Annotated in this window: 20 protein-coding genes; 15 read left to right on the forward strand and 5 right to left on the reverse strand. The window is 44.8% G+C overall.

Features of this window, described 5'->3' with window-relative positions:
• Positions 1-27: 27 nt before the first annotated feature.
• A complete protein-coding gene (locus tag ACT89M_RS13350) occupies positions 28-615 on the reverse strand; it encodes a biotin transporter BioY (protein WP_221788598.1) in 588 nt (195 codons plus the stop codon).
• Between the two features lie 113 nt (positions 616-728).
• On the opposite strand from ACT89M_RS13350, the gene ACT89M_RS13355 reads away from it, so the two are divergent.
• From ACT89M_RS13355 to asd, 4 genes are all read left to right on the forward strand, one after another.
• The gene (locus ACT89M_RS13355; protein ID WP_308721870.1) at positions 729-1586 is read left to right on the forward strand and encodes an energy-coupling factor ABC transporter ATP-binding protein; all 858 of its coding nucleotides are present in this window, start codon (positions 729-731) and stop codon (positions 1584-1586) included.
• Positions 1583-3385, forward strand: coding sequence for an ATP-binding cassette domain-containing protein (locus ACT89M_RS13360; RefSeq protein ID WP_308722018.1), 1803 nt, complete (start codon positions 1583-1585; stop codon positions 3383-3385). Before ACT89M_RS13355 ends, ACT89M_RS13360 begins: the two co-directional genes overlap by 4 nt.
• A 143-nt stretch (positions 3386-3528) precedes the next feature.
• A complete protein-coding gene (locus ACT89M_RS13365) occupies positions 3529-3828 on the forward strand; it encodes a hypothetical protein (protein ID WP_154889385.1) in 300 nt (99 codons plus the stop codon).
• 795 nt (positions 3829-4623) lie between these two features.
• Positions 4624-5709, forward strand: a complete 1086-nt coding sequence (gene asd, locus ACT89M_RS13370) for an aspartate-semialdehyde dehydrogenase (protein WP_090924033.1) — start codon at positions 4624-4626, stop codon at positions 5707-5709.
• Positions 5710-5811: 102 nt separating this feature from the next.
• On the opposite strand, the gene ACT89M_RS13375 is transcribed toward asd, so the two are convergent.
• Positions 5812-6780: a bile acid:sodium symporter family protein gene (locus ACT89M_RS13375; RefSeq protein ID WP_090924034.1), complete on the reverse strand. Its 969-nt coding sequence runs from the start codon at positions 6778-6780 to the stop codon at positions 5812-5814.
• 172 nt (positions 6781-6952) lie between these two features.
• Between ACT89M_RS13375 and ACT89M_RS13380 the strand changes: the two genes are divergently transcribed.
• From ACT89M_RS13380 to ACT89M_RS13395, 4 genes are all read left to right on the forward strand, one after another.
• Positions 6953-7393, forward strand: a complete 441-nt coding sequence (locus ACT89M_RS13380; protein ID WP_154889383.1) for a DUF6376 family protein — start codon at positions 6953-6955, stop codon at positions 7391-7393.
• 365 nt (positions 7394-7758) lie between these two features.
• Complete coding sequence (locus ACT89M_RS13385) at positions 7759-8514, forward strand: SDR family NAD(P)-dependent oxidoreductase (RefSeq protein WP_154889381.1); 756 nt, start codon at positions 7759-7761, stop codon at positions 8512-8514.
• A gap of 489 nt (positions 8515-9003) precedes the next feature.
• Positions 9004-9801: a sulfite exporter TauE/SafE family protein gene (locus ACT89M_RS13390; RefSeq protein ID WP_154889379.1), complete on the forward strand. Its 798-nt coding sequence runs from the start codon at positions 9004-9006 to the stop codon at positions 9799-9801.
• 120 nt (positions 9802-9921) lie between these two features.
• Positions 9922-12318 (forward strand): polyprenyl synthetase family protein, encoded by a 2397-nt coding sequence (locus ACT89M_RS13395; protein WP_373323159.1) that lies wholly within the window; start codon positions 9922-9924, stop codon positions 12316-12318.
• Positions 12319-12496: 178 nt separating this feature from the next.
• On the opposite strand, the gene ACT89M_RS13400 is transcribed toward ACT89M_RS13395, so the two are convergent.
• Positions 12497-14266 carry an ABC transporter substrate-binding protein gene (locus ACT89M_RS13400; RefSeq protein WP_154889377.1) on the reverse strand — a complete coding sequence of 590 codons (1770 nt, stop codon included), beginning with the start codon at positions 14264-14266 and terminating at the stop codon, positions 12497-12499.
• A gap of 158 nt (positions 14267-14424) precedes the next feature.
• On the opposite strand from ACT89M_RS13400, the gene ACT89M_RS13405 reads away from it, so the two are divergent.
• From ACT89M_RS13405 to ACT89M_RS13415, 3 genes are all read left to right on the forward strand, one after another.
• Positions 14425-15663, forward strand: coding sequence for an MDR family MFS transporter (locus ACT89M_RS13405; protein WP_090924039.1), 1239 nt, complete (start codon positions 14425-14427; stop codon positions 15661-15663).
• Between the two features lie 661 nt (positions 15664-16324).
• Complete coding sequence (locus ACT89M_RS13410) at positions 16325-18070, forward strand: ABC transporter ATP-binding protein (RefSeq protein ID WP_154958699.1); 1746 nt, start codon at positions 16325-16327, stop codon at positions 18068-18070.
• Complete coding sequence (locus ACT89M_RS13415; RefSeq protein ID WP_308721869.1) at positions 18067-19836, forward strand: ABC transporter ATP-binding protein; 1770 nt, start codon at positions 18067-18069, stop codon at positions 19834-19836. Before ACT89M_RS13410 ends, ACT89M_RS13415 begins: the two co-directional genes overlap by 4 nt.
• Positions 19837-19997: 161 nt before the next feature.
• Here ACT89M_RS13415 and cyoE read toward each other — a convergent pair whose 3' ends face one another.
• The gene (gene cyoE / locus ACT89M_RS13420; protein ID WP_244159429.1) at positions 19998-20915 is read right to left on the reverse strand and encodes a heme o synthase; all 918 of its coding nucleotides are present in this window, start codon (positions 20913-20915) and stop codon (positions 19998-20000) included.
• A gap of 431 nt (positions 20916-21346) precedes the next feature.
• On the opposite strand from cyoE, the gene ACT89M_RS13425 reads away from it, so the two are divergent.
• The 3 genes from ACT89M_RS13425 (at position 21347) to ACT89M_RS13435 (ending at position 24606) form a co-directional block, all read left to right on the forward strand.
• A complete protein-coding gene (locus ACT89M_RS13425) occupies positions 21347-22267 on the forward strand; it encodes an NAD(P)/FAD-dependent oxidoreductase (protein WP_090924042.1) in 921 nt (306 codons plus the stop codon).
• Between the two features lie 199 nt (positions 22268-22466).
• The gene (locus ACT89M_RS13430) at positions 22467-23054 is read left to right on the forward strand and encodes a TetR/AcrR family transcriptional regulator (protein ID WP_154889367.1); all 588 of its coding nucleotides are present in this window, start codon (positions 22467-22469) and stop codon (positions 23052-23054) included.
• A gap of 70 nt (positions 23055-23124) precedes the next feature.
• Entirely contained in the window at positions 23125-24606 is a 1482-nt protein-coding gene (locus ACT89M_RS13435) for a DHA2 family efflux MFS transporter permease subunit (protein ID WP_154889583.1), read from the forward strand.
• Positions 24607-24720: 114 nt separating this feature from the next.
• On the opposite strand, the gene ACT89M_RS13440 is transcribed toward ACT89M_RS13435, so the two are convergent.
• Positions 24721-25701 (reverse strand): alpha/beta hydrolase, encoded by a 981-nt coding sequence (locus tag ACT89M_RS13440; protein ID WP_308721868.1) that lies wholly within the window; start codon positions 25699-25701, stop codon positions 24721-24723.
• Positions 25702-25908: 207 nt separating this feature from the next.
• Between ACT89M_RS13440 and ACT89M_RS13445 the strand changes: the two genes are divergently transcribed.
• Entirely contained in the window at positions 25909-26886 is a 978-nt protein-coding gene (locus ACT89M_RS13445) for an MBL fold metallo-hydrolase (RefSeq protein WP_154889364.1), read from the forward strand.
• The last annotated feature ends 15 nt before the right edge of the window (positions 26887-26901 follow it).

Consider the following 26901-nt stretch of genomic DNA (forward strand, 5'->3'; position numbering starts at 1 on the left):
TAGTTGGTTAGGGAAGGAAGCTTGCTGTTAACTTGCTTTTACTACATTAGAGTGCATATGACCTGTCAGCCGCGAAGGCGGATATACGATGCGAACTGGAGCAATGATGATTGTGGCGAAGATGGCTTTGATCAGATCTCCGATAATATAAGGGTAGAAACCTTGAATCATCGCATCCGATAACGACATGCTGAATCGATAAGCCAGCCAAGGAACACCTGTAACATAGATTAACAGGGAACCAAACAACTCAATGATGATAAAAGCAAACAAAAATCCTTTAAATCCCCGGATTTGCACTTTGGAGAGGAATAGACCCATGAGCAATGCGGCAAACGGCCACATCATTACGTATCCCCCGGTTGGTCCCAGTAGTACACCAAGACCGCCTGTACCGTGTAATAGAGGGAAACCAAGTCCTGTAAGAACAACGACAAGGGCTATACTGAGAAAGCCATAGAGTGGCCCGAGCAGTCCACCAGCCAACATCACAGCTAAAGTTTGTAACGTGATGGGTACAGGTGAAAAGCCAAGAGGAATGCTTATGTATCCGAAAATAACGAGAATGGCAGCCATAAGTGCACTAAATACGATACCTCGCAAAGATAATTTCATGTTTGTACAATCCTTTCGATTTTGATAGAATAATTGTTAACTTATTATTTATATTTGGTTGACGATTAGGATATTATCATATAATTTCAGAATGTGAAAGGACTAATTTCGAAATGCAAGACAAGTTACCTATCATTTCATTGCTAGATGTCCGTGTTCACTACGCTACTGAAGGCGGTGAAGTTAAAAAGGCACTGGACGGTGTCTCGCTTAATCTCAAAGCGGGAGAGTGGTTAAGTATCGTGGGCGCTAATGGCAGTGGGAAAAGCACGTTAGCCGGATTGCTGCTTGGTTTCATTCCCTTATCCGCCGGAGAGCGAAATGTGCCTGCAAACCTGACCATTCGCGGTGTGTTACAGCAGCCCGATGCACAGGTGCTGGGAGATACGATTGAAGAAGAATTTCATTTTGCTTTATCGCATTTACATATATCGAGCGAAGAGAAAGCTAGACGTAGACAAGAAGCGCTACATCTTGTGGGACTTCACCACCCGTTGGATATGGTGATCGCCCGTTTGTCCGGTGGACAGAAACAGTTACTTAACATTGCTACAGCCCTTGCGGCCAAGCCGGATGTACTGATTATGGATGAACCTGCAGCGATGCTTGATCCAGATGCGAGAGACCGCATAGAACGTATTGTGCAGTCCGTCACCAGCAACGGTACGGCAGTAATCTGGATTACTCACCACCTAGAAGAAGCGACCTTATGTGATAGGATTATGGCTATGAGTAAGGGTAAATGTGTCTATGACGGCATGCCGGAGACTTTTTTCTATCCAGAGGTCACAGCTATGGAGGCATCATCAGATACGAACCCGTATGAAAGGCTTGAATCTCCTTGTGAAAAGGTCGGGCTGGAACCGCCTTTCACAGTGAAGACATGCCTGATCTTGAAACAGCGGGGAAGACTGAAGGGTGTTAACCCCCTCCGGCCTGAGCAGCTTGCGAAGGAGGCTGCGCGTTGGTGATTGCACTTAATAATATATACGTGCGAGTTCATGATGAGACGAAACGAACCTTACTTGATCATATTTCGGTAACAATGAACCGTAGTGAAATCACACTGCTTCTGGGCTGCACTGGCTCTGGCAAGACAACGCTACTGCAGACGATAGCTGGTCTTAAGCAGCCGGATTCCGGGGACATTACGCTTGCAGGAGAGCCGATGTGGCATGACGGCAAGGTACCTAAGTCCGTTTTGTTTCAGATGGGACTTGTGTTCCAGTTTCCAGAGCAACAATTGTTTGCCCGAAATATTAAGCGAGAGCTGTTATATTCCCTTCGCCCTTATCGTTTGAGTGAAGCTGAGCAAGAACAGCGGATCGAAGCAACCTTGGCACACTGGGACCCGCATAGAGGAGATGATGCAGAGCGACGTTTTCACTTGGACAGGTCGCCCTTTGCGCTTAGTGGTGGAGAAAAGCGCAGATTAGGACTTGCACTTGGTTATGTGACCCAGCCAGACTGGCTTTTGTTAGATGAACCTAGCGCAGGGCTTGAGGCACAGAGTATCAAGTTGCTGCTTGATTCATTGCATGAGCATCGTGTGGAAGGCGGAGGAGCGGTCATTGCGACGCACGACCTGGATACATTCCTGCCGCATGCAGATCGTGTACTTTTATTAAGGGATGGGCGTTTGGAAGCAGACCTGACGCCGCTGGAACTGCATCAGCAGCCGGAGATATTAGTGCAAGCGGGAATCGGTCTGCCTCCATCCATGCGACTAGCGGCGCAGCTGAGGGAGGCAGGCATACCGATTAGTTCTCAACCCATGACTCCTGAAGAAATGGCGGAATCCATGTTAAGATCCGGGATGGAGATGACGGATACTTCTCTCAACGCGGAGAATGACCATGACACCGTTGCGATGACACAAGAGACATGTACAAGGACATCTGGAACGGTTATTTCCAAAGCAGATAGACTTGAAGCTGCTGTTTCTGCCGTAACAGATTCATTGTTGAGCGGTAACGAAAGAACGGTCCCTTCTTCGAGTTCATTCAGTTCTTCCAGCCGTCTGAAAAGCATAATGGACCCGCGTCTGAAATGGATATTGTATATGTTGCTTGTTACAGCGGCGATGCTTCAGCATCATTGGGGAGGACTAACGTTAACTCTGATTCCTGTGGCTGGTGCTTTGGCTATCTTGCCTCGACAAATGCTGATGGGATGTATCAAGTTGATGAAACCACTTGTTTTGTTTTTTGTTCTATCTACAGCACTATCGGGAAGTACCTTAACCACAGGAGATATCGGGATTCAACTGGGATTTTCCTTGACTCAGGCCGAGGGAACATTACTTAATCTCTACCGCTTGTTTATCGTAACCCTTGCAAGTCTGTGGTTCTCACTTACGACGCCATATGGACGCATGGTTGAAGGACTGAACTGGGTGCTGGCTTACGGGAGAAAAATCAAGCTGCCTGTAGCTTCGTTTGCACTGGCTGTATCCTTGGTTTTTAGATTTATTCCAATGATTTGGAGTGAGTGGCAACGGTTCTCACTGATCGTAAGGGCACGCGGAAAAGCGGCTTTGAAGCCAAATACGGTTCGGGTACGAGATTTAGGACCTATGGTTATTCCTCTGATCATGGCGTTGTTTCAGCGCGCTGAGGATATGACGATTGCGATGGAGATGCGCAAGGTGAGAGAAAACGGCGCGCTTGGCGCTCGTTCCTCACTTCTGTCCTGGAGCAGGCGGGATACCTGGATCAGTATCCTTGGACTGCTTGTGTTTGTTGTGCTGGTATCGTTGCGCCATTGGTAAGTGGCGTAGATGAAGGTGCTGATTTCGCTTGTCGTATTAGCACCAGAAACGCAGTGTTTTCCATTGAAAACGCATAAAAACTTTACGTTTCGCTCACCATAAAGGTGCGTTGATCATCTCAAGACGATCAGGAGGGACGAGTGATGGAAGAGAAGTTTTTGCAGGAAGATAGACGAGAATACACAGACGTGTCCACTGTAGAGTCGCAGCGGAATGACATTACGCTTGAAGAATTTCCGGAGGGTCCTTACGGTTCAACCTTGCTGTCTGAGTCGCTTGGGAAGAGCTCTCCGTGGCGAGCAGATCAGAGAACCGCACACCGTTTTGACTATGAGAACCATGAGTTGCACGAGGGTGAAGTGCGGGATTATCCGGGTCAAGATGTCTTTGATGAAACGGTGCCAGATGATGTGCACGAACCTCAATACCCGGGTAAAATGTAATAACGTTTTTTGTCCAATTGAAATCCATATACGCAGCCTTCGGCGTGAACGGTTCGTGCGAGGGCTGTTTTTCATTCTGTCTTATTACATCCAATTCAAGCAAATTTAAAAAATGTGTTTACTTCCGTACTGGAATTTTGATATTATAATCGCAATATCAAATGCAACGACGAGACGAGTAGATAAAAATCATTCTTTCATCAGAGAGCTCCGGTAGCTGAAAAGGAGCAAAGAACCTTTTATCGAATAAAGACTCTGAGCAGCACATCGGAATCGGCTTACGCTGAAGGATGGTGTGACAGGCGCTCCTGTTATAGAGCTAGAGTATAAACGGATGAAGACAGCATCTAGATTAGTTGAACTTTTATTTTACACAAAAACGGAGAGGGCAGAAAAAACCTGGAGAAGCGAAGCGTTCGCCTTTATCACCGGATTTTCCCTTACTAAAAGGGAATCAAGAAATCTGGGGATAACAGCGATTGGAAGGTTATTCTGTCATCGAAGTGTTCGTGTAAATAACTACTTTAACTTATATAGGGGCTGGGTTATTCTTCACATACTTGAAGAGGTGAATATGGCGACATATTTGCGAATCTGGGTGGTACCACGAGTGTTCAATCTCGTCCCTGAGACTTTTGTCTTGGGGATGGGATTTTTTGGTTTTTTCGGAGCTGGGATTACACGCTTTGGATGGACCTGAATAGTGTGAATGATAGGGTAATCAAGTTTCAAATATCCCATGTACGATGACAGTAACAGATGTTCTAACTTAAATCGAAAGGAAATGATGATTCCATGTCAGCAAAATTAAAAGTCGGTATTGTCGGAGGAACAGGAATGGTAGGTCAACGTTTCGTAGACCTGCTGGATCAACATCCGTGGTTTGAAGTAACAGCGATTTCAGCAAGTGCCAACTCGGCAGGTAAAACGTATGAAGAGTCTGTAAAGGGAAGATGGAAACTAGCGGTTCCAATCCCTGAGCCTGTGAAAAACATTGTGGTGCAAGATGCATCTCAGGTTGAAGCTTTTGCCAGCCAGGTTGATTTTATTTTCTGTGCCGTGGATATGAAAAAGAATGAAATTCAGGCGCTGGAAGAGGCTTATGCCAAAACAGGTACCCCTGTCGTGTCCAACAACTCCGCACACCGCTGGACAGCAGACGTGCCCATGGTTATTCCTGAGATTAACCCGGGCCACTTGGCGGTTATTGAAGCTCAGAAAAAACGTCTGGGCACAACGACAGGTTTTATCGCTGTAAAACCAAACTGTTCCATCCAAAGTTATGTGCCGGCTCTACATGCATTGCGTGAGTTTAACCCGACACAGGTTGTAGCTTCCACATATCAAGCGATTTCGGGAGCAGGCAAAAACTTTACGGACTGGCCTGAAATGCTAGATAACGTGATTCCTTACATTGGTGGCGAGGAAGAAAAAAGTGAGCAGGAGCCACTGCGTATCTGGGGAAGTGTAGAGAATAATCAGATCGTTAAAGCATCTGCACCATTGATTACAACACAATGTATTCGTGTGCCGGTAACAGACGGACACTTGGCAACGGTTTTTGTGAACTTCGAGAAAAAACCGAGCAAAGATGAAATTCTGGAGCGTTGGTCTCAGTTTAAAGGTCGTCCTCAAGAGCTGGCTCTGCCAAGCGCGCCGAAGCAGTTCATTACGTACTTTGAGGAAGAGAACAGACCGCAGACTCAGCTTGATCGTGATATCGAGCGTGGCATGGGCGTTTCTACAGGCCGTTTGCGTGAAGACTCACTCTATGACTATAAATTTGTTGGATTGTCCCACAACACACTGCGCGGAGCAGCTGGTGGAGCCGTACTGATTGCTGAACTGCTCAAAGCAGAAGGATATATTCAACCGAAATAAGCGATTTTTTTTATATAATGTGAAAAGGCTCTTGAATCTGTCATCTCCAAGTGACAGTTCAGGAGCCTTTTTTTATTCCATTTTCTGCAAGTAAAATCGATATCAAGCTGCTGAGGTTTTATCCGAGTTGCGCAATAGCTGAGAACGTCTGCCGAGTAAGTACCCTGAAAGGGAAGCAAGCATTTGCTGAAATACCATCCCAAGTACGACGGGGACAGCAACGGGCGGCGGAAAATAAGTAACTGCAAGAACGGCACCAGCGCTAATGTTACGCATTCCTCCGTTAAAAACAAGAGCCACTTGATCCGCTTCATTCCAACCTAGCCATCTCGCAATGAAATAACTGAGTGCATAGCCGAAGGATGCCAGAAAAACGATAATTACCGCCAGCCCAGCCAAGCGCCAGTTGAAGTCAGCCAGATAGGGTGCGACAACCGAGCCATTAATGGCAACGACCGAAGCCATAAACAATTTGGATAATGGATTAAGGCGAGGTCCCCATACAGGAACGATCCCACCTTTAGTCCATTCATTCAGGAGCATACCCAGCAGTGAAGGGAAAACAATCATCCAGAATAGGCTGCTCATCATCGCTGCCGTATCCAGTGTGACGCTTGTGCCAACAAGCAGGGATAACACGCCGGGCACAACAAACGGAGCCAGCAAGGTATCAATCAGAATAATCGAAAGCGTAAGCGCAATATTCCCCCTGTAGATGCTTACCCATATAAAACTGCTAATACCCGTCGGAATGACCGCAGCGAGAACAAGTCCTGTGATAGTATAAGCATCGGTTGGAAACACAAGATGACCCATGCCCAGCGCAATAAGAGGCATGGCCAAATGCAAGATCAGAAGGCAAACAAACAGCGGAAAAGGCTTTTTTAAGACATTTACAAAGTCTCGTACGCTCAGACTAATACTGCCCGCGAACGTCATGAAGGCAAATAGCCAAGGCGACAAATACGTGTAAGAAGATAAAAAACTGCCGCATAAAACACCAATGATAATACTAGCGGGGGTAATCAGTGGCATGATGCGGTTCAAGCGTTGATTCAAGGCCTGAAGCATAATGTCGACATCCCTTTATTGTGTGATTCTCCTATTATACATCGGAATGTCCGGCTATGCAGGCTGATTTGCAATGTAGCTTTGTGAACAAGTATCATGAAGTAAGGTACCATCATTCTGAGATGAAGAAAGGAAGATAATCATGCGAAGGCGAAAAAGAAGACACAGGACGATGATCACAGCCATTGTGGCCTCCAGTATGTTGATGCTATCCGCTTGTTCGATTGTAGAGCAAGCCAATCAAAGTTTGAGTTATGTAAGCGGTGCTACGGATTATATTAATCAGGTATCGAGTGCTGGAACCGAGTTACAACAACTTGCAACGGATGCCATCAATAACCCGGATGTAACGGGTCAGATTCAAGAGAAGATTGATTTAATTCAAGCAGAAGCGGCTGAGTTTTCGGAGATGAGTGCGCCTGCTATTGGAGAAAACATCCATGAAAATTTGGTTAGTTATAACAATCAGCTGACAGAAGTTATGAACCAATTCGAAACTTCCATCGCGGAGCAAGGGATTACCGCTGAGAATTGGGAGAAAACAGGTATTCCGGAATTAATCAACAACATCAACAGCCTCAAGGAACCGCTGAGCGGATTACAAAGGGAATAATAAGTTTAAATTAAAAATAAGAATAATCTTTCCTTCTCCTTGAAGAGCATTTGAACAGGAAAGTTACAGAAGACGGGTGATCTGGAAGGGCTGCTCGTCTTTTTTGCATATTTATTTTGTAGAAAGAAAAACTATATGAATTACGACAAAGATCCAAAATGCTGGCCGTGTATCAATCGGGAATACCAAGATGGTGATTAATTGTTTGTTAGTAACAAGCTGGTCGATCGTAATCGCATCGTATGATCGACCCATTTGACAAAAAGGTGATAGACTAGTATGGTTAAAATATAAACATATATATAGTAACTAACATTAGTTTAGTTACTTGAAACCAATTTTATTCAGCAAAGGAGATCTATGTTATGTCCGAACATACGGGAAAAGTCATTGTTATCACAGGTGGAGCAAGCGGGATCGGAAAAGAAACAGCACTGCAACTATCTGCACAGGGAGCAACAATCGTTGTCGCGGATTTTAACGAAGAAGGAGCCAAACAGGTTGCGACCGAGATTGAAGCAACCGGTGGCACAGCCGGAGCTTATAAAGTAGATGTATCCAAAGGTGATGAGATTAAAGCTTTGATTGACTGGACTGTCGAAAAGTATGGAACATTCAACGGAATTTTCAATAACGCTGGGATCGGTCTTGTAAAGCCGTTTCTGGAGATGGACCCGGAATCCTATCACAAAGTTATTGATGTAGACCAACACAGCGTATACTACGGTATGTATTATGGCGCGAAGAAAATGGTTGAATTAAACGTACGGGGCACAATTGTTAATACAGCATCGATCTATGGAAGCGTGGCAGCTGTAGGTAGCTTCAACTACAATGCGGCGAAAGCAGCAGTAGTGATGATGTCCAAATCGGGTGCACTTGAACTGGCCGAGCATGGAATTCGCGTGTTGGGTGTGGCGCCTGGGTTCATCGAAACTCCCATTCTGGGAAATGACAAAGCCATGAAGGATGCATTGGCCACTCAACATATGCGCGGAGAGTTGATCCAGCCGGAAAAAGTAGCAAGTGTGGTGACCTTCCTGTTCAGTGATGCCGCGAATGCAATGAACGGTACAACAGTGGCAGTTGATGATGGCTTCCTGAGTTTCAAAACGAAATAACGGGTTATCTAACTCTAAATCATATTGCATTTAAAATGAACTAAAGGCACAGGATGTAATCATCCTGTGCCTTTTCATGTTCATTCTTGTAATAAATTCATCATACAATAGTGTCGAATCATCCCGAAATTTAGGAGTTCATGATACAATATAAGGGCTACTCGTTTTATCCATTTGTGGTGTCGTACACAATACGGACTCCGAGTGAGCCATAACTTTCTTCTTTATAGTGACAATGAGTGCAGGTTTTGACTGAGCATAATTCATCATGATGTGTTTGTAATTTTTCGTTACAGCGAGGACATGTATTCACAAAAAGTGCCTTCAACACATTCAACATGCTTAATCACTCATTTCTGATTAAATTACTTGGTTTTAAAGTATTATACCCGAATCCAAGTGTCCTGTATATGTTTTTTGGAATGAAATTTTATCTTTTTTTTGATTTCGTATCTTCGTATTATCTTCATGAAAGGAAGGTTATAGCCGATGGATCTTTTGCTGTTCTTCATCATGTTTATACTGGGTCTAATCGGTTCATTTTTCTCCGGATTGCTTGGCATTGGTGGGGCGATCATCAATTTCCCTCTCCTGCTGTATGTGCCGGAAATGGCAGGGCTCGAACCGTTCACGGCTCATCAGGTGTCAGCCATCAGCATGTTTCAAGTGTTCTTTGCTTCGCTTGCGGGCGTAGTTGCATTTCGCAGAAAAGCAAAAGCAGGCAAAACTAGCGGCGCTGTGATCGATTCCAAACTGGTACTGTACATGGGAAGCAGTATTCTGGTGGGCAGTTTAATTGGTGGTTTTATCTCAGGCATGCTGGCTGAACGTATGATTCATCTGGTTTATGGCATTCTGGCGATCATAGCGATCGTTTTAATGCTCATACCGAGCAAGGGGCGGCTGGATCTGGACCAACCGTTAACGTTTAATAAAATGATTGCTTCAAGTACTTCGCTTGCTGTGGGGATCGTTTCAGGAATTGTCGGGGCTGGAGGTGCATTCGTACTCATCCCTGTTATGTTGACTGTTCTGAAGATTCCGGTTCGGACAACGATTGCCTCATCCCTTGCGATTGTTTTCATCTCTGCAATAGGAGGGGTTATTGGGAAGTTATCTGCGGGAGACATTCCGGTGGAGCCGATTATTTACACGGTGCTGGGAAGTTTGATTGGTGCTTCGATTGGTTCGAGAGTAAGTTCAATGGTTAATGTGCGGCTACTTCGATATGGGTTGCTTCTTCTGATCGCGATTACTGCGGTTAAAGTATGGTCTTCGATATTCTAATTTAACGCTCTTATCTCTCAGACATTAGCGATTTCGTAACCAAACGGCCGAAGTGCCGTATATAGGATATGAACATGAGCGGACCATGTTTAACTTTAACTGAAGTTGAGGGATCGACCGATGAACAACGTACTTATGAATCAGACGAAAGCCGAGGCTAATGCGGATGAAGCTTATCGTCACGCAGAGCAGAAAGCATCTCAGTATTTTGTGACACTCTCTCAGCAACTGCTGAATAATACTCATATAGATACACTTACGAAAGATTTTAGAATTTGGCAAAAAAAACATATCCATCGTTGGAGCTGGTTATCCTGGTTCGCTGGCAAAAGAAAACCGGATGCCACTGATATTCAGAAATATATGCATTGGCTCAATGCGACAGGCAAGATCGATGATTATCTGGATCGCAGCATCTCATATATCTACATGCGCGATCTGGGGCAGGCGCTGGATAACCCGAAAACAAAAGACAAGATTCAGCGTATCGCTAAGGATACCCAAGCATATTTTATGCGTGTCGCAAGTGAACAACAACGTCAGGCTGACTACATAAGCCCGGCAGCATTATATCGGTGGGGACAGCGAGAACAGATTGAAGAGGCAGTCATCTGGGTGATGGACAAATTAAAACATGTTGCAGCAAACATCCCACCAGAACTCGATGCGGCACAGGCTCAACGTAAACTGATCAAGATTATTCTGGGTGTCGTGCTTCACGTCGATGATGAGCTTACAGAGGACACGCCGCGGGAGGAACGGATCGCAAAGCTTGATGCAGCCATCAGGCTGGGTTATTCCTACGGTTTAACATACCCTTTTGTGGATGATCTTCTCGATTCTCAGGCGCTGACTACACAGGAAAAGGAACAGTATTCGGCGATGATACAACAAGCTCTGCTTACCGGCATTGTGCCTGATCTTGGAGAATGGAAGGGACCTCAGCTTGAAGTGATTCGGTATGTACACTCCGAGCTTCGAGAGGCCTTTGAATATATTCGGAACTATCAACATGAAGAGATGCGACACACTTTTTTTGAACAGTCTTATGTGTTCTTTCAATCGCAGGAGATCGATCGTGGCAAGAAGTTATCCAATGCGCATTATACGAATGAAGAGCTGTACATTCCGATCATTATCAAGTCGGCGTCGTCGCGATTGATTGTTCGTTCTGTTCTGAGCGCACCGGAAGATGAAGGGTTTGATCTGCGCACCTTCCATTACGGGATTTATAATCAACTTGCGGATGATTTTGCGGATATGTTCGATGATATGCAGGACGAGGCCGTGACACCTTACACGTATTATTTGAAATATCGTGACCTGCGTCCGGATTTGATTAACCCGTATGAGCTGTACTGGGCAGTCATCTCGTTTCTAATCCATGATGTCTACCATTCCAATGCCAAGGCGAGGGAAGTTATACTGGATCGTGCGATTAACGGGCTGAAGCGTTGCAGAGAGCGGCTCGGTCAGGCGAAGTATGACGAGGTCATGACGATCTTTGCTTCAGCCCAACCGGGACTTAATCAAGTAGTACAACAAATGGTGCGAAAAGCAGATGACGTGGACTTTCTGGATAAATTGTTACGGGATCAGGTTGTTTCGCAGCTCAGTAATGATAAACAAGAGAAAGAGTCGTTCCAGCAGACGATCCGAACGGTACGTGAGCAGATCAATGTAGAACTGCAGATTAACAAAGCTACTGAAGAGCTCGAAATGAAGGGGAAGCTGATGGACGCGGCTAACTACAGTCTGCAAGGGGATGGCAAACGTCTGCGTCCGATCCTGACTTGGGTCATGGGTGTTCAGGAGTACGGGCTTAGCGAGTCGGCAATCATGCCGTTGTTACGCTCCATGGAATATATGCATACCGCTTCACTCATCTTTGATGATCTGCCCACACAGGATAATGCCGAGATAAGACGTGGACGTTCTACGCTTCATCAGTTGCATAATAGCGCGACGGCAGAACTCACAGGACTATTCCTGATTCAGCGAGCGATTCGTGAGCAGTCTTCATTGAACCGATTTGATGCGCAAACGGTGCTGAAGCTGATTCAATATTCGGCTATAAAAGCAGAAGATATGTGTATGGGTCAGGCGATGGATCTTGATTCGAAAGGGAAGCCGCTCTCGCTGGAGGAGCTAAACACGATTTGTTTTTACAAAACAGGCATTGCCTTTGAGGCGGCGCTGGTTATGCCAGCGATTTTGGCAGAAGTAAAAGATGAGGAGATTGACGCGCTAAAAGCGTTTGCGTATCATGCAGGCATTGCTTTTCAGATCAGGGACGACTTGCTGGACTATGGAGGAGATCAACAAACCCTTGGCAAACCTGCTGGTCAGGATGAGCGAAATAACAATTCAACCTTTGTATCCATTCTGGGAGAGACAGGTGCTCAAAAAGCGATGTGGGAGCATTACTGTCTTGCTACGGATGCATTACGTCAAATGCCTAAACCGATTCCATTTTTAAAACATCTGCTGGATTATCTCGTCGGCCGTGAACGGTAAGGCTAATATGGACGCAACAGATGTAGATGACTTGCATGATCTTCTTAATGGAAATTACAACGAATTACCGTACTTATAACTGCTATTCGATGTATATTAAAGGAAACCCTCACCCGTATTTTAACAGGGCTGAGGGTTATTTTGTATTGCTGGATGTCAATCTCTCAGCGTGTGAAAATTATGGATTTTTGATCCATAGCTTCGAGATATCCAGGAATCCAAACTCTGAAGTTTGCATGCCGTAGAAACTCTGGTGCAATTCCGCTTTTTTGTTCATATGACATCCGTACAACATCCAGCTATTTTCCCGCAGTAATTCTTCAGCCTGCTCCAGAAGATCGCTACGCCCGGAGTGAGGAAGCTGTGGAAAGGGATCCAGCAGGGAATCCAATATGGATTGAAGCTCGGGAGTCATGTACTCATGGAGCGTATTGCTTTGGTTTTTGAAAAAGTGAATCATGCCATACTGCCAGTCGTCCTCCAGTATTTCTTCTCTGAGAATCAAAGGTGCATCTGAGGTCTTCACGACATCCAGATAATCGTCAAAAGGCTCCAGGTCAATCCGTAATCCAATTTGGCGTGCGCGTTGTTGTATCCACTCCGCCACATCGGAATCTTTGTTCTTCTTATAAGATAACAAGAAGGATTCCCCTTGATAACCCGATTGTTCAAGCAATGCTTGAGCATCGACGAGTGATGTGGCTTCCCAGCTCTGTGCAGCGCTTTTCCAGGGGAGAAAACTGCTGGCGGGTGTAATTCGATTTTCACCCAAATCGTTCACAAGGTTGACCGGATCATAGACGATGCGCATGGCCTGACGGAAAGGGAGTGTATGATGGCAACCCGGGACATTGAAGTTGAAAAGCATATACTGACATCCCAGTGCAGGATAGTCGATATAATGAGGTCGCTCATGACTGCTTCCAGGCAGACTAAGCCGGTCAGTACCAGACATATCATAATAACCGTCGCTTGAAGCCGGCTCAGGGAGAAACCAGATGTGGATCTGATCGAGATGAGGACGGAAACCAAAATAAGCATCAAATGCCTTCAATTTAATCACATCTTCATTCATCTCGGTGATCTGAAACGGGCCTGTGCCGACCAAAGTCTGGTTCGAGTCATAATCCGCGGGCAGTACCGTCATCCGAATACAACTGAACAGATGCAGAAAAAAACGGTTCGCCCGATGCAATATAAACTTGATGCAATAATCGCCGTTCACTTCTGTTCGCTTAATATCACGGTACAGCCACAAAGACGAACAATTTGTATCAAACAAACGCATCAATGAAGCCTGAACATCATGAGATGTCATCACACGTCCGTCATGGAAACGAACCCCTTTTCGCAAATAAAATACCCATTCTTTATGGTCTTTGTTAGATTCCCATGTATGTGCAAGTGCGGGTAAGAAGGTATCGGTGTGGGCGTTATAAGTAATCAGTGTGTTGCATATTTGGCCAAGAAGATAGGTTTCAAAAGCCGTATAAACCGAAGCCGGGTCCAGATCACCCAGTTGACGTGATCTCAACATGCGAAGTGTATCCTGTCCAGAGGCGGTTTCGGTGTAACTGCGAAATCCCATCTGCTCATGAAGAGTAAGCATTAGTTTTTCCCGCATCAAGTCATCGATTTGCACACTTCCAATCAACTCGATGGCTTCTTTCAGTTTGCCTTTGAATAACAGTTCAGTAAAGTTGGATTCTAAAGCATCATTCAGACTTCGCAGTAGTGTAAGCTCGGAATGATGGCCTCGTCCACGTCCAGGTTTCCAATGGATAAAATTCTGATCTTCCAGCTTTCGTAGAATGAATTTTACATTGCGTGGAGTGCAACAGAGAATGGAGGACAGATTCTCAATCGTTACAAGTACAGGTTCATTGATCTTAATCGAGAGCATATCAGAGCCAGCAAGTCTTAAAAAGTGAGTGTATATCGTATCCATGTGTATAGATCCTCCATAAAGGTGAAAAGTGAGAATGAAACATTACACTTTTACTTCCCCCTTTTATCTTTACAATTATACCTATGAGGATGACAGAATTCATCCATTTTCGTAGCAACAGGATAGATAGAGAACGCAGCAAGATAGGAGAATGAAAGATGAAGCATATTTTGAAGCAAATTCACCCGCTGGCCTGGACCATTATTATTGGAACGATGTTCGGGCGTCTCGTGACGTCGATGAGTATTCCGTTTCTGTCCATCTATCTGACACGTGTGCTTGAAGCCACGCCGACCCAGACGGGAATCACGGTTGCGGTAAGCTCGCTGGCGGGAGTGCTCGTCAGCTTTTACGGGGGATATATCTCTGATCGAATCGGTCGCAAAATCGTTATGCTCGTCTCGGTATTTAGTTGGGCCGCTGTATTTTTCATTTTTGCGGCAGCTGAACATCTATGGGTGTTCTTTGTTGCAAACACGTTAAACGGTTTGTGCCGGGCTGTGTTTGAGCCAACCTCAAGAGCGTTGTTATCCGACATAACTTCACCGCAGAACAAACTACTAGTGTTTAATCTGAGATATGCAGCGATTAACTTGGGGGTCGTGTTCGGGCCAATTATCGGATTTCAGCTGGGATCATCGGAATCGACGTTTCCTTTTGTCATCTCGGGGCTCGTTTATATTGCGTATGGTCTGATTCTGGGACTTCAATTTAAACTGCATCACGCCAATTTGCCCGGACGTCTAGAGGTTATTGCACCTCGTCTGCGCGAAGCCCTCATGACCACCGGACGGGATCGGGTATTCTTGCCTGTGCTAATTGGGACGACGTTTTGTGTGTTAGGTTATGGCCACTTCAGCTCTACGTTAGCTCAGTATCTGGCGAGAAGTCCAATCTTTGAAAATGGAAGTCAGATGTTCTCGTATATGCTTTCACTCAACGCGATTACCGTGCTCATCATTCAGTATCCACTCGTTCGTACTTTCCGGAATGCACCGCCGCTTGTACCGCTTATTTTGGGGAATCTGCTCGTTGCCGCAAGTCTGTTGTTATTTGGTCTAGCCGAAGGGATTGTACTGATGATGATAAGTGTCATCTTGTTTACAGTAGGGGAAGTACTACTCTTTACCATGATGGATATGCTTATCGACCGAATTGCAAAGCCTGAATGGAAAGGAACGTATTTTGGTACAATCGGTTTCAACAATATTGGAAATGTTGCGGCTCCAGTCATTGGTGGGTTGCTGTTAAGCCAGTTTGGTGCGGGAAATGGACTAGCCGTCTTTATTCCCATTGCTATAACGACTGCACTCGGGGTTCCTTTTCTACTGATAGCACATAAGCGACTTGTCAGCAGAGAAAAGCAAACACCTGAATCTGTACAAATTGGACTCTAACAGATGAAGTAAATAACAATTAAGTTAATAATTATGTTGACGTATAAAGAATGAGCGAATACAATAAACAACAAATATGTGGAACGGGTGGGATAAACAATGATGGATCAGCCAGCGCAGGTGCTTCAACCAATAATTGAATATGCATGAGCATAGTGACATTATCCAGGTAGAGTATTGACCATGTTTGGACAGTCCAGCTTACTGCAATCCTGTCTGGACGCTCATTCATACTGCGATGTTAGAGAAGAAGCTGAAATGTCACATTTTCTGGCTGGCTTTTCGATCCAATCAAGCTGTAGATGAACTTCGTTCATCTATGGCTTTTTTTTCATTCCACCAGACGGTTCACATGGAAAGGAGCATGAGTAAGAGTAAAAGTAAAAGTAAAAGTGAAAGGAAAAAAGCAAGAATTGAAATCGATTCCAAGTTGTTACTTAAGTTCGATCTATATCCATAAGAAAGGAAGAATAAACTATGGTTAATGCATGCAAACAATGTGTTTCTTCGGGAGGCCTTGCTGATTACAATACGCTCATACATGATTCGTCATAGCGAAGGTAATCAAAAGTGTAGTTGGAAGATTCAACATTCAAATGATAATTATGCGCGCGACAAAGTATAAATCCGAGTGAAATTTTTAATTAAAGGGGTGGGGCTGGTGCCCAAAACAGAAAAACGCTCCATGTCATGGCTGCTACGATATTTAAAGCCGGTGAAAGGCAAGCTGGCCGTGTTGCTGATCATGTTGTTAACGTCAACAGGGCTGCAGCTTCTCAATCCACAGATTATTCAACGTTTCATTGATACGGCTGCAAGCGGCGGGATTCTGGGTGATCTGGTACAGCTTGCCGGGCTCTTCCTGCTCATTGCCGTGAGCAATCAATTGATCACGATCGCGGTCAGTTATTTAGGAAACGATGTAGCCTGGCGGGCAACCAACCGGATGCGTGGAGATTTACTGAAACATTGCCTGAGGCTGGATATGCGTTTTCATAACGTCAAAACACCTGGAGAGATGATTGAACGCGTGGATGGCGATGTAACGAGCATTTCGAACTTCTTCGCCATGTTTATCGTACAGGTCATCGGCAGTTTTGTTCTGCTCGCAGGTATTCTGGGATTCATGTTTACGATTAATGTGCCAATCGCACTGGTTATGACCGTATTTACGTTATTATCTATTCTGTTCATGGTCATTATTCGCAATCTTGGAGTGGAGTCTTCCAAAAATGAGCGCGCCGCCAGTGCTTCCTTGTTCAGCTTGATTGAGGAACGAATTGCCGGTATTGAGGACGTGCAGGCGAATGGACACGTACCATATGTGATGAACCGATTCTTTCGTACGATGCGCACCGTTTTCCTCAAAGGCCGGAAGGCATGGATGCTTAGGGTTATCCCTTGGAACACCACGGTGGTCATGTTTATTGTATCCGTTACGGTCGTTTTGCTTCTGGGTGTGCACTACTATATCGAAGGTGCAATCAGCATTGGAACCTTGTTTTTGATCTATCAATACAGCCAGATGTTGAATGAACCTATCGAGTTGCTTGGCGATCAGGTACAGGAGTTTCAAAAGGCAAAATCAGGTATGCTTCGTTCACGCGAATTATTGTCTTTACGAAGCGAGATTGAGGACGGAAGCGAAGAGAGGTTACCTGATGGCCCGCTTGGACTGGAGTTTAATCAGGTGTATTTCAGTTACAATGAGGATAAACCTGTGCTTCAGGATATCACCTTTGCGGTGAAACCGGGAGAACGGCTAGGCATCATCGGTCGAACGGGAAGTGGAAAATCAAGTCTGAGCCGTGTTCTTCTACGTCTGTACAATCTGGATCAGGGCACGATTCGTATCGGTGGAACTGATATTACGAAGTTATCCATGCAGGCTCTGTATCGCAGAGTGGGGATGGTGACACAGGATGTGCAGTTGTTTGATGGTACGCTACGTGACAATCTGACTTTGTTTAATTCAGAAGTATCGGATGCCATGATTAAGCAAACAACAGAGCGACTGGGGTTACATCACTGGATTGATACACAGCCGGAAGGCTTGGATACACATCTAACTGCAGGAGGTGCTTCATTATCCGCAGGGGAAGCGCAGCTCTTCGCTTTGACCCGTGTATTTCTAACGGAGCCGAGTCTGGTCATACTGGATGAGCCTTCTTCACGGCTTGATGCAGCGACCGAGAATTTACTTCAATCTGCTATTGATGAATTAATGAAACGATCAACAGGTATCATTATTGCGCATAGATTAGCCACGCTGGAGAAGGTGGATAAGATTATGGTTCTTGGTGGAGGCAAGCTGCTGGAATTCGGATCAAGAGTGGAGCTTGCGAATAATCCGTCCTCCCATTATGCACGACTTCTGGTCACGGGCCAAGAGGAGGAACTGGCATGAATGTAACAGGATTTATAGGGCGCTTGTTTCGCTTTAAGCCTTATTTGTTTCTTATTAACGGTTTGTTATGGTGTATCTTTCATTCGCTTCCCCTAGCAGTGGGGCTTGGGATGCAGTGGTTCTTTGACCGGACATCAACAGGAAGGGCGGACTATATGTGGCTTGCTGTACCGCTCATTGTTATCGCGTTGTTCCGCTTGACCCGTGTAGGCACGTTCTTTGTCGCATTCCATGCTTGGGTGACCTATATGTATCATATTCAGGCCATTTTGCGGACGAATATGCTGGCTGGCATTATGCGCTGGCCGGGACGGAATCTTCCTGCATCTCCGGGTGAAGCGATGAGTCGTTTCCGGGATGATGTCGATGAAGTGGTTGAATATATCGAATCCTGGGTGGATTTTTGGGGTCGATTGGTTTTTGCAGTGGTATCCATTGCGATCATGGCCAACATTAACTGGAAGATTACACTTGTTGCTGTTTTACCGCTTTTGGTGGTAACGCTTCTGAATAACCTCTCAGGTAATCGTGCAAGAAAGTATGCACAGGTTAATCGTGAAGCCACAGGTCGTATTACCAGTTTTATTGCCGAGACGTTTGGGGCTGTGCAGGCACTGAAGCTGGGTCAGGCAGAAGAGCATGTCTCCACACGGTTCAACCGGCTGAATGAAGAACGACGTCAGGCTGCCTTAAGAGACAATCTGTTCAAGCAATGGATGAAGTCACTTAATCAGCATGTACTAAGTATATGTACCGGGCTTATTTTGTTGATGTGTGCTGCGGAAATGAAGGCAGGTAACTTTACGGTAGGTGATTTTGCCTTATTTACGAGTTATCTCGTTAATATCGGGTTCAGCATTTCACTTTTCGGATACATGGTATTCCAGCATAAAAGACTCAAAGTATCTTATGATCGGATGCGAACACTTTTTCGTCCAGGTGAAGAGGATCGGATTATGGAGAAACGGGAAATCTATCTTAATGAAGAGCCGCCAGAGCCAGTAAACGAAGCAAGAAATCCGAAGGAGAAATTGCGTGAACTTGAAGTGAATGGTCTTAGCTATCGCTATGAGCAATCCTCAAACGGTATACAAGACATCAACTTCAAGCTGAAACAGGGACAATTTCTTGTCATTACAGGACGAATCGGTTCTGGTAAATCCACACTGGTTCGTACACTGCTAGGACTTCTGCCCAAGCAACAAGGTGAAATTCTCTGGAATGGAGAGCACGTAGATCCGGCAACATTTCTTATGCCACCTAGAGCTGCATATACGCCTCAAGTTCCAAGGCTGTTCAGTGACACGCTCAGAGAAAATATCGTTCAAGGTAAACAGGGGAATGTAGATCAAGCGCTGGACAAAGCCATTCGACTGGCTGTTTTGGATAAAGACATCAGACAATTGGATCAAGGATTGGAAACACCTGTAGGACCAAGAGGTGTTATGTTATCCGGAGGTCAGATTCAGCGATCAGCAACAGCGCGAATGCTGATGACCGAGGCAGATCTGTTTATCTTTGATGATCTGTCCAGTGCGCTTGACGTGGAAACAGAGCAGCTGGTATGGGACGGACTCTTTAAAGAGAGAGATGTCACATGTATTGCCGTATCTCACCGCAAGGCCGCTCTTACCAAGGCAGATCACATTATTGTTATGAAAGATGGTCGTATTGAAGCTGAAGGAAACCTGGCCGATTTACTTGAAAGCAATGAAGAAATGCAGTTGCTATGGCAGGGAGAGCAGGTGCCAGTGAAGGCAGGATAGTATAGGTTCTAACGAAACGGATAGAGCAGCAATGTGATAATTCAGATGTTATAAAAAAATGACAAAAAACCGTACAGATCATGCCTGAACGCAGGCGTAGGATCTGTACGGTTCTTCACTTTTAATAAAGCCCGGTAGAAATGTCTATTGTCTTATTTTCTTTAAGCAATCAAGGAATACGCAATGATAACCAAGAAAATGATAGTGATATGGTTAATGGAAAAAATAAACATACGCTGTGACCATTTTTTGGTTTCTTTCTTGTCAAACGTAGCCACACTAAGAATAAGCCAAGCCAGACTTACCAGAAAAGCCACGATGGCAACAAACGGGCTCATTGGCCAGAACAGGAAGCTGGAAAGCAACAGCAATACCAGATAAACATTTGTTTGTACATAAGTACGTCCAATCCCTTTTACAACAGGTAACATCGGAACGCCTGCCGCCTTGTATTCATCGAAGCGACGAATAGCGATACCGTAGAAATGGGGCATTTGCCATAGTAACATCGTTACGACCAGTGCCCAGATTTCAAAGTGTCCAAGTTCCGGAGAGATGGCTGCCCATCCAATCAGCGGAGGAACAGCACCTGACAGACTACCTACCTCAGTGTTGTAAATCGTTGTACGTTTGGTCCACATCGTATATGGAATGACGTAAAGGAACAAACCAAGAAGGCCAAAAAAAGCGGCCGATGGAGATGCGATGTACAGCATAATCGCACCAATCAACGTAATCGAAAACCCTAGAATCAGACCAGACTTGGTATCGACCCGCCCTGTAACGGTAGGACGTTTCTTCGTACGCTCCATAATCGCATCAATGTCCCGGTCATACAGATTGTTGAACACTCCAGCTGCTCCGATGATTAATGAAGAACCGAGAAATGATAGTAAAATCGGAACAATATTAGCAACGATAGATGCATCAAATACATATAAAGCTAAACTTAAACCTGCAAACATGGCGATCAAGTTGGACTTGATGATTCCAATTTTGATCGTATCTAAAAATACTTTTGGAATCGAGCTGTACTCCAGGCTGATATTGGCTTGTGATTCATTATTTAATGTTTTCAAATACTCACTTCCTATTGTTTGTACTTAATATAATATGTGTCCATTATATCATTCAATTCGCGTTGTGATTTAAATTACATTCTAGTATTTATAATAATGTCATTTGATTGTGAACAATTTAAAAACAAGAACTTTTTTAATTGTTAAAACAACCGTTCTGTGCTACGCGCGTATTTTCAAAAGATTGTCATCGTTTAATTGTAGAAATGAAACAAAGATATTGCAAATACGAAATAATAACTGTATTGTAGATATAAGATATCTCTAATGGTCTTGTTCAAGAGACATAAAGTCTGGATTCCACTATCTGTTAGAAGGGACGCTATTATATATCTCACATGTCTTTGCTTCTTAAGTACCAAGTGTGCAGAAGAGAGAGAATTTTTTTTGTTACTATTAGAGATATTAAATGTCTGGAAAGGGTGTTATATATGAATGAAGATCGTAATGCATTTGATGTCGTGATCGTGGGGGGAGGGCCTGCTGGACTTAACGCTTCGCTGGTACTTGGGAGAGCCCGGAAACAGGTACTTGTGATTGATGATCAAAAACCTCGTAATTGGGTTACCCGAGAGACACACGGCTTTTTAACCAGAGATGGCGTAAGTCCGCAGGAATTCCGTAGAATTGCAAAAGAAGAGATCGCTGCGTATCCTTCCGTGCAATTTGCATCTGATACCGTGATGGAGATTACCGGACAACATGGTGAGTTTGTTGTTAGAACAGTCGAAGGAAAGCAGTATGACGCGAAAAAGGTTTTATTTGCTGTTGGTAAAAGAGATTTACCTTTGGAGATTACAGGTTTATCCGAAGTCTACGGAAAAAGCGCATTTGTCTGCCCGTACTGTGACGGATGGGAACTCAGGAATCGGGAGCTTGTCATCATTACCAGCGCCAACCATGCATTACATATGGCTAAATTAATCTCCGGCTGGACAAGTCAGTTTACGCTGTGCATCCAAGATGATAATCCTTTAGAAGCAGAACAGAAGCAAGATCTTTCACATCATGGGGTGCAGGTTTATGAAGCTCCTATTCAATCGATTAGATCGGAGGATGGAATGGTAAGCGCAGTTGAACTGAGTGATGGAACATTGATTCCTTGTACGGGCATCTTCTTCCAGCCCAAACTTCAGACGGGTTCAGATTTGCCCAAAGTCATAGGTTGTGAGATGACGGAGACAGGAACCATCGTCGTTGATGCACAAGGAAGAACATCTGTCCCTGGTGTGTTTAGTGCTGGAGATGCCGCATCTGAACTGTATCAGGCGATCACGGCGGCATCGTTAGGTGCATTAACCGCTGTTAGCATTAACAATGAGTTAAACGTTGAAGCTTGGGATTTTAACTAAAGCGTAAATACACGAAGTGAAGCCGCCAGCTAATTCTCGATTACAAGTCGATAAGGCTGACGGTTTTACTTATGTCTCTATATAGTAGGGAAGTGTTATTTTTTCGTAAAATTTAAAATAAAAGCATTGACATGTTGCCCGCGAGCGACTTTAATTATATAGACCGATTGTTATAATTTATTGAAGGAAGTGGCTTTCTTTGAGTGAAAAGTCGAATGCCAGAGATCTTATTGTTGGCACAGCAGCGAGACTTTTTTTTTCACAAGGGTATCATGCGACCGGTCTGAATCAGATCATTAAGGAGAGTAACACGCCGAAAGGTTCGTTATATCATTATTTTCCTAAGGGGAAAGAAGAGCTGGCTCTCGAATGCATTCAATCAGCCAATGCCCATATCTTGCAAAGGTTCGAGGAAATTTTTGCAGCCCATGAGACGACTGCAGAAGGCATTCGGCAATTCATTTATGAAACAGCGAATGAAGCCGAAGCCTGTGGTTATACGGGTTTTCTGCCATTCAGCTTTTGGGCTGCTGTAGAGACTTCCTGTATCAGTCAACAGCTGCGTACGGCTTCACAGAACGTATTTGCAGGGTGGCAGGATATTATCGCAAGGCATCTCATGTTGGACGGTATTAGTGAAGAGAAGGCTCGTGAGACGGCAATGCTCGTAATTTCTCTGATGGAAGGCGCTTTGATCATTACGCTGACCAATCAGGATAAACAGCCGATGCTGACGGCTGCGGATTATTTGTCAGTTGTAGCGAAGAATGTCCAGCAGCATCAATAGTTGTACCAAGAGAAAGAGAAAATAGAAATCGCAGGATATGTTTGAGGAGGATGGGATCGTGGAGGCTTCCATGAAGGCTGGTACAGCAAAAGACCAGCAAGAAACACAGCAATATAAGGTATTTCCGATTTTGTTTGCCATGCTACTGAGCGGGTTTATCGGTTTGTTTGGTGAAACGGCTTTGAATGTCGCTTTGACACCACTAATGGGTCTGCTTGAGGTTGGACCAACTACGATTCAATGGTTAACTACAGGATACCTGCTCGTCCTGGGTGTTCTGGTACCAGTTTCAGGATTGTTATTGCAATGGTTTACGACCAGACAGCTGTTTACAACGTCACTTATTTTCTCGATTGCAGGAACATTGGTTGCTGCACTGGCACCCAGCTTCGAAATTTTGCTCGTAGCCCGCGTGTTACAAGCGGTGGGAACGGCACTGTTGCTCCCGTTAATGTTTAATACGATACTGGTGATCTTCCCTATTGAAAAGCGTGGAGCGGCGATGGGTTTGATTGGTCTCGTTATTATGTTTGCACCAGCAAGCGGCCCGAGTATTTCAGGACTGATTCTGGCTAACTTGAGCTGGCACTGGATTTTCTGGATTTCCTTGCCGTTCTTCCTGATCTCCTTGGTATGTGGGTTGTTGTTCCTGCCGAACATTTCCAAGTTGACCAAGCCTAAGATTGATGTGTTATCGATTGTTCTGTCCACACTTGGTTTTGGTGGCATCGTTTATGGCTTCAGTAGTGCAGGTGGACATGGTGAATCTGGCGGAGGCTGGACCAGCCCGGTTGTTATTGCCACGTTGGCCATTGGTATCGTTGCATTGCTCTTGTTCAGTATCCGTCAATTAAGTATGAAAGAGCCAGTGATGAATCTAAGAGCGTTCAGATATCCGATGTTTACGACGGGACTGCTTCTAGTCTTCATCTGTATGATGATGATTCTGTCGTCCATGTTGATCTTGCCGATGTATTTACAGCAGGGAATGGCTGTTACACCACTTACTGCCGGACTCGTTTTATTGCCAGGTAGTTTGCTGAATGGATTTTTGTCTCCGGTGATGGGACGATTGTTTGATAAGTTTGGTCCAAGATGGCTCGTTATTATCGGGATGGCAGTCGTTGCGGTTGTTTTGTTCCTGTACACAGGTATCGAAGCAACAACACCTCTGATCCAGATTATTATGCTACATGTGTTCATGATGATTGGTATTTCAATGGTGATGATGCCTGCACAGACGAACGGATTGAATCAGTTGCCTCGTGAGTTTTACCCTCACGGTACGGCGATTATGAACACACTTCAACAGGTATCCGGTGCTATCGGTACAGCTGTTGCCGTAAGTATTTTGAGTGCTGGACAAACGCGGTTTCTGAGCAGTGTAGAGAATCCGCAAAGTCCGGAAAATATCCTTGCAGGATTCACATCTGGTGTACAGAATGCATTTGTCTTTGCGTTGATTTTGGCCCTCGTTGGGTTTGTTATTGCTTTATTTGTAAAAAGAGTGAAGGTTGGATCGGCTGACAAGCAACAGAGTCCGATGCACTAAAATGAAATGAATCATTTGAAAAGAGCGATGTTCCCTAATGTAAGGGAACATCGCTCTTTTGTTTACTTTCCGGAACTACCTTTTCGGATGATTACTGTTATTCCGTCGGATTAATTATTTCTTAACAATCTGAAGGATTTCATCAGCTACAATGTCCGGGTGGTATTGATGAATGTAATGCTCCGTATCTTTGACAGTAATTTGTTTGGACAACGTTGACCATGATTTGAATTCACTCTGAGTTTTCACCCAATCTGGTTCCGGTTTACCAAAGTAATCTGCGGTCAGAATTGTGAGAGGGACGGATAAGGGATACTTATTGGCAATCACCGTTTTGGCATTCCGTTGCGTTTCACGTAACTCATCAATCGTGTTAGCATTGCCATAGTTCAGAAGTAGCGCCGTTTTATCTACTATTCTCAAATCCTCTGGTACCAGTTTTAATTCATTGCGATTGGCATTAGAGGCGTCAACGACAGCCGGGACTTGCATACTTAGCCGGAAAAGTCCGGTTTTGATACGGAATTGGTTCGCGAAACCACCAATCGTATCTGCGAGGTTATCCTGACCCGTTGCGTAGAATTCAGGATTGCCACCGTCGATCATCACAATACCTTTTACCAAGTCAGGATACTTCTGTGCGAATCGAAGGGTCTCCAATGAACCAAGGGAGTGAGCAACGAGCACGTAAGGTGGTTTTTGGCCGGAAACCTGTAGCAATTCATGCAATTCGTCCGCTACCGTGTCTACATCCCGTTTCTTATCGGTTCTGTCACTGTATCCATAGCCGAAGCGGTCGTATACAGCGAATTTCGTATTAGGGGCAAGCTTTTCATATAAAGGATAATAGTCTACATAAGGATCAGCTGTTCCCCAACCTGAGGCAAGAACGACGGTCACATCGCCTTCTCCCCCTGTATACAGGTGCATTTTATCTCCATGTACTTCATACAGTTTACCCGGAGGTGTAAATGTTTTTTCATCTTGTGAAGAACTGATCTGCTGATAGATCAATCCGGTACTTAATAGAATAATAATCAGTGACAGGTCGAATATCAGAAATTTAACAAGTCTTTTACGCCATTTTTTGCTCATGGTAGCTCACACTCTCTCTTGTTTTTCTATATCATATAAGCCCAGTCTTATACGAGTGGAAACAGTATCTTAATTCTAGCTTAACGGCATCGTAGTTCCTCTGGTTCATACAAAATTGAATATCGGCAAGCGTTGAATTAAGATGAAGTAAGATTAGCATTTCTCCACAAGACTAGCCATGGAGTATGGAGAACAGAAGGGTGAAATATGACGAAATACGAAAATCAGATTCCAACGACCGCCGGAATGAGCATCAAGTCACTCACAAGTATATTGAGAGATTCCATGCGCAGACATGTAGAACGGAGGCCGTCAGGGAATATACCTATGGAACACTATCAACCTGCTACAACAGAGGGGGTGTCTGAACATTCACAGGTGACGTGGTTTGGACATTCGGCTTTTCTGCTCGAAATCGAAGGTCACAGACTACTCTTTGACCCCATGTTGGGTGACAGGCCGTCACCCGTGTCGTGGGTTGGAACGAAACGTTTCCGCAAGGATTTGCCTATGCAGCCTGAAAACTTTCCTACTTTGGATGCGATTGTAATCTCTCATGATCATTATGATCACCTTGATGCTTCTTCTATTCGAAAATTAAAAAGCAAGACCAATCGTTTTATCGTTCCACTCGGTGTACGCAAACGCTTAATCAAATGGGGAGTGCCAGCTGGCCAGATTACGGAGCATCAATGGGGGGATGAATTCTCCTTCAAGGGTTTAACATTCGCTTGTGCACCTGCTCGTCACTTCTCAGGAAGAGGATTATTTGATCGGGATTCGACGTTATGGTGCTCATGGGTTATTGTCGGGCGGGAAACGAAAGTGTTTTTCAGTGGAGACAGCGGTTACGGTCCGCATTTCAAGGAGATTGGAAGCAAGTATGGACCGTTTGATCTGACCTTGATGGAATGCGGCCAATATGACGAACGCTGGTCCAACATTCATATGATGCCTGAAGAAACGGTACAAGCCCATCTGGATGTGGGCGGAAATGTATTGATTCCGATTCATTGGGGAGCATTCACCCTCGCCTATCATGCGTGGAACGAACCGGCTGAACGGGTAACTCGCGCCGCACGGGCCTCGAATGTATCTGTCATTACACCGGTCATAGGCGAGACGGTTGCGTTGAGTAATGTAGCTCATGCTACTCGGTCATGGTGGAGAAGGAATCTGGAGTAACGTTTTTAAGCAAAG

The sequence above is a fragment of the Paenibacillus sp. NN59 genome (assembly GCF_057597225.1).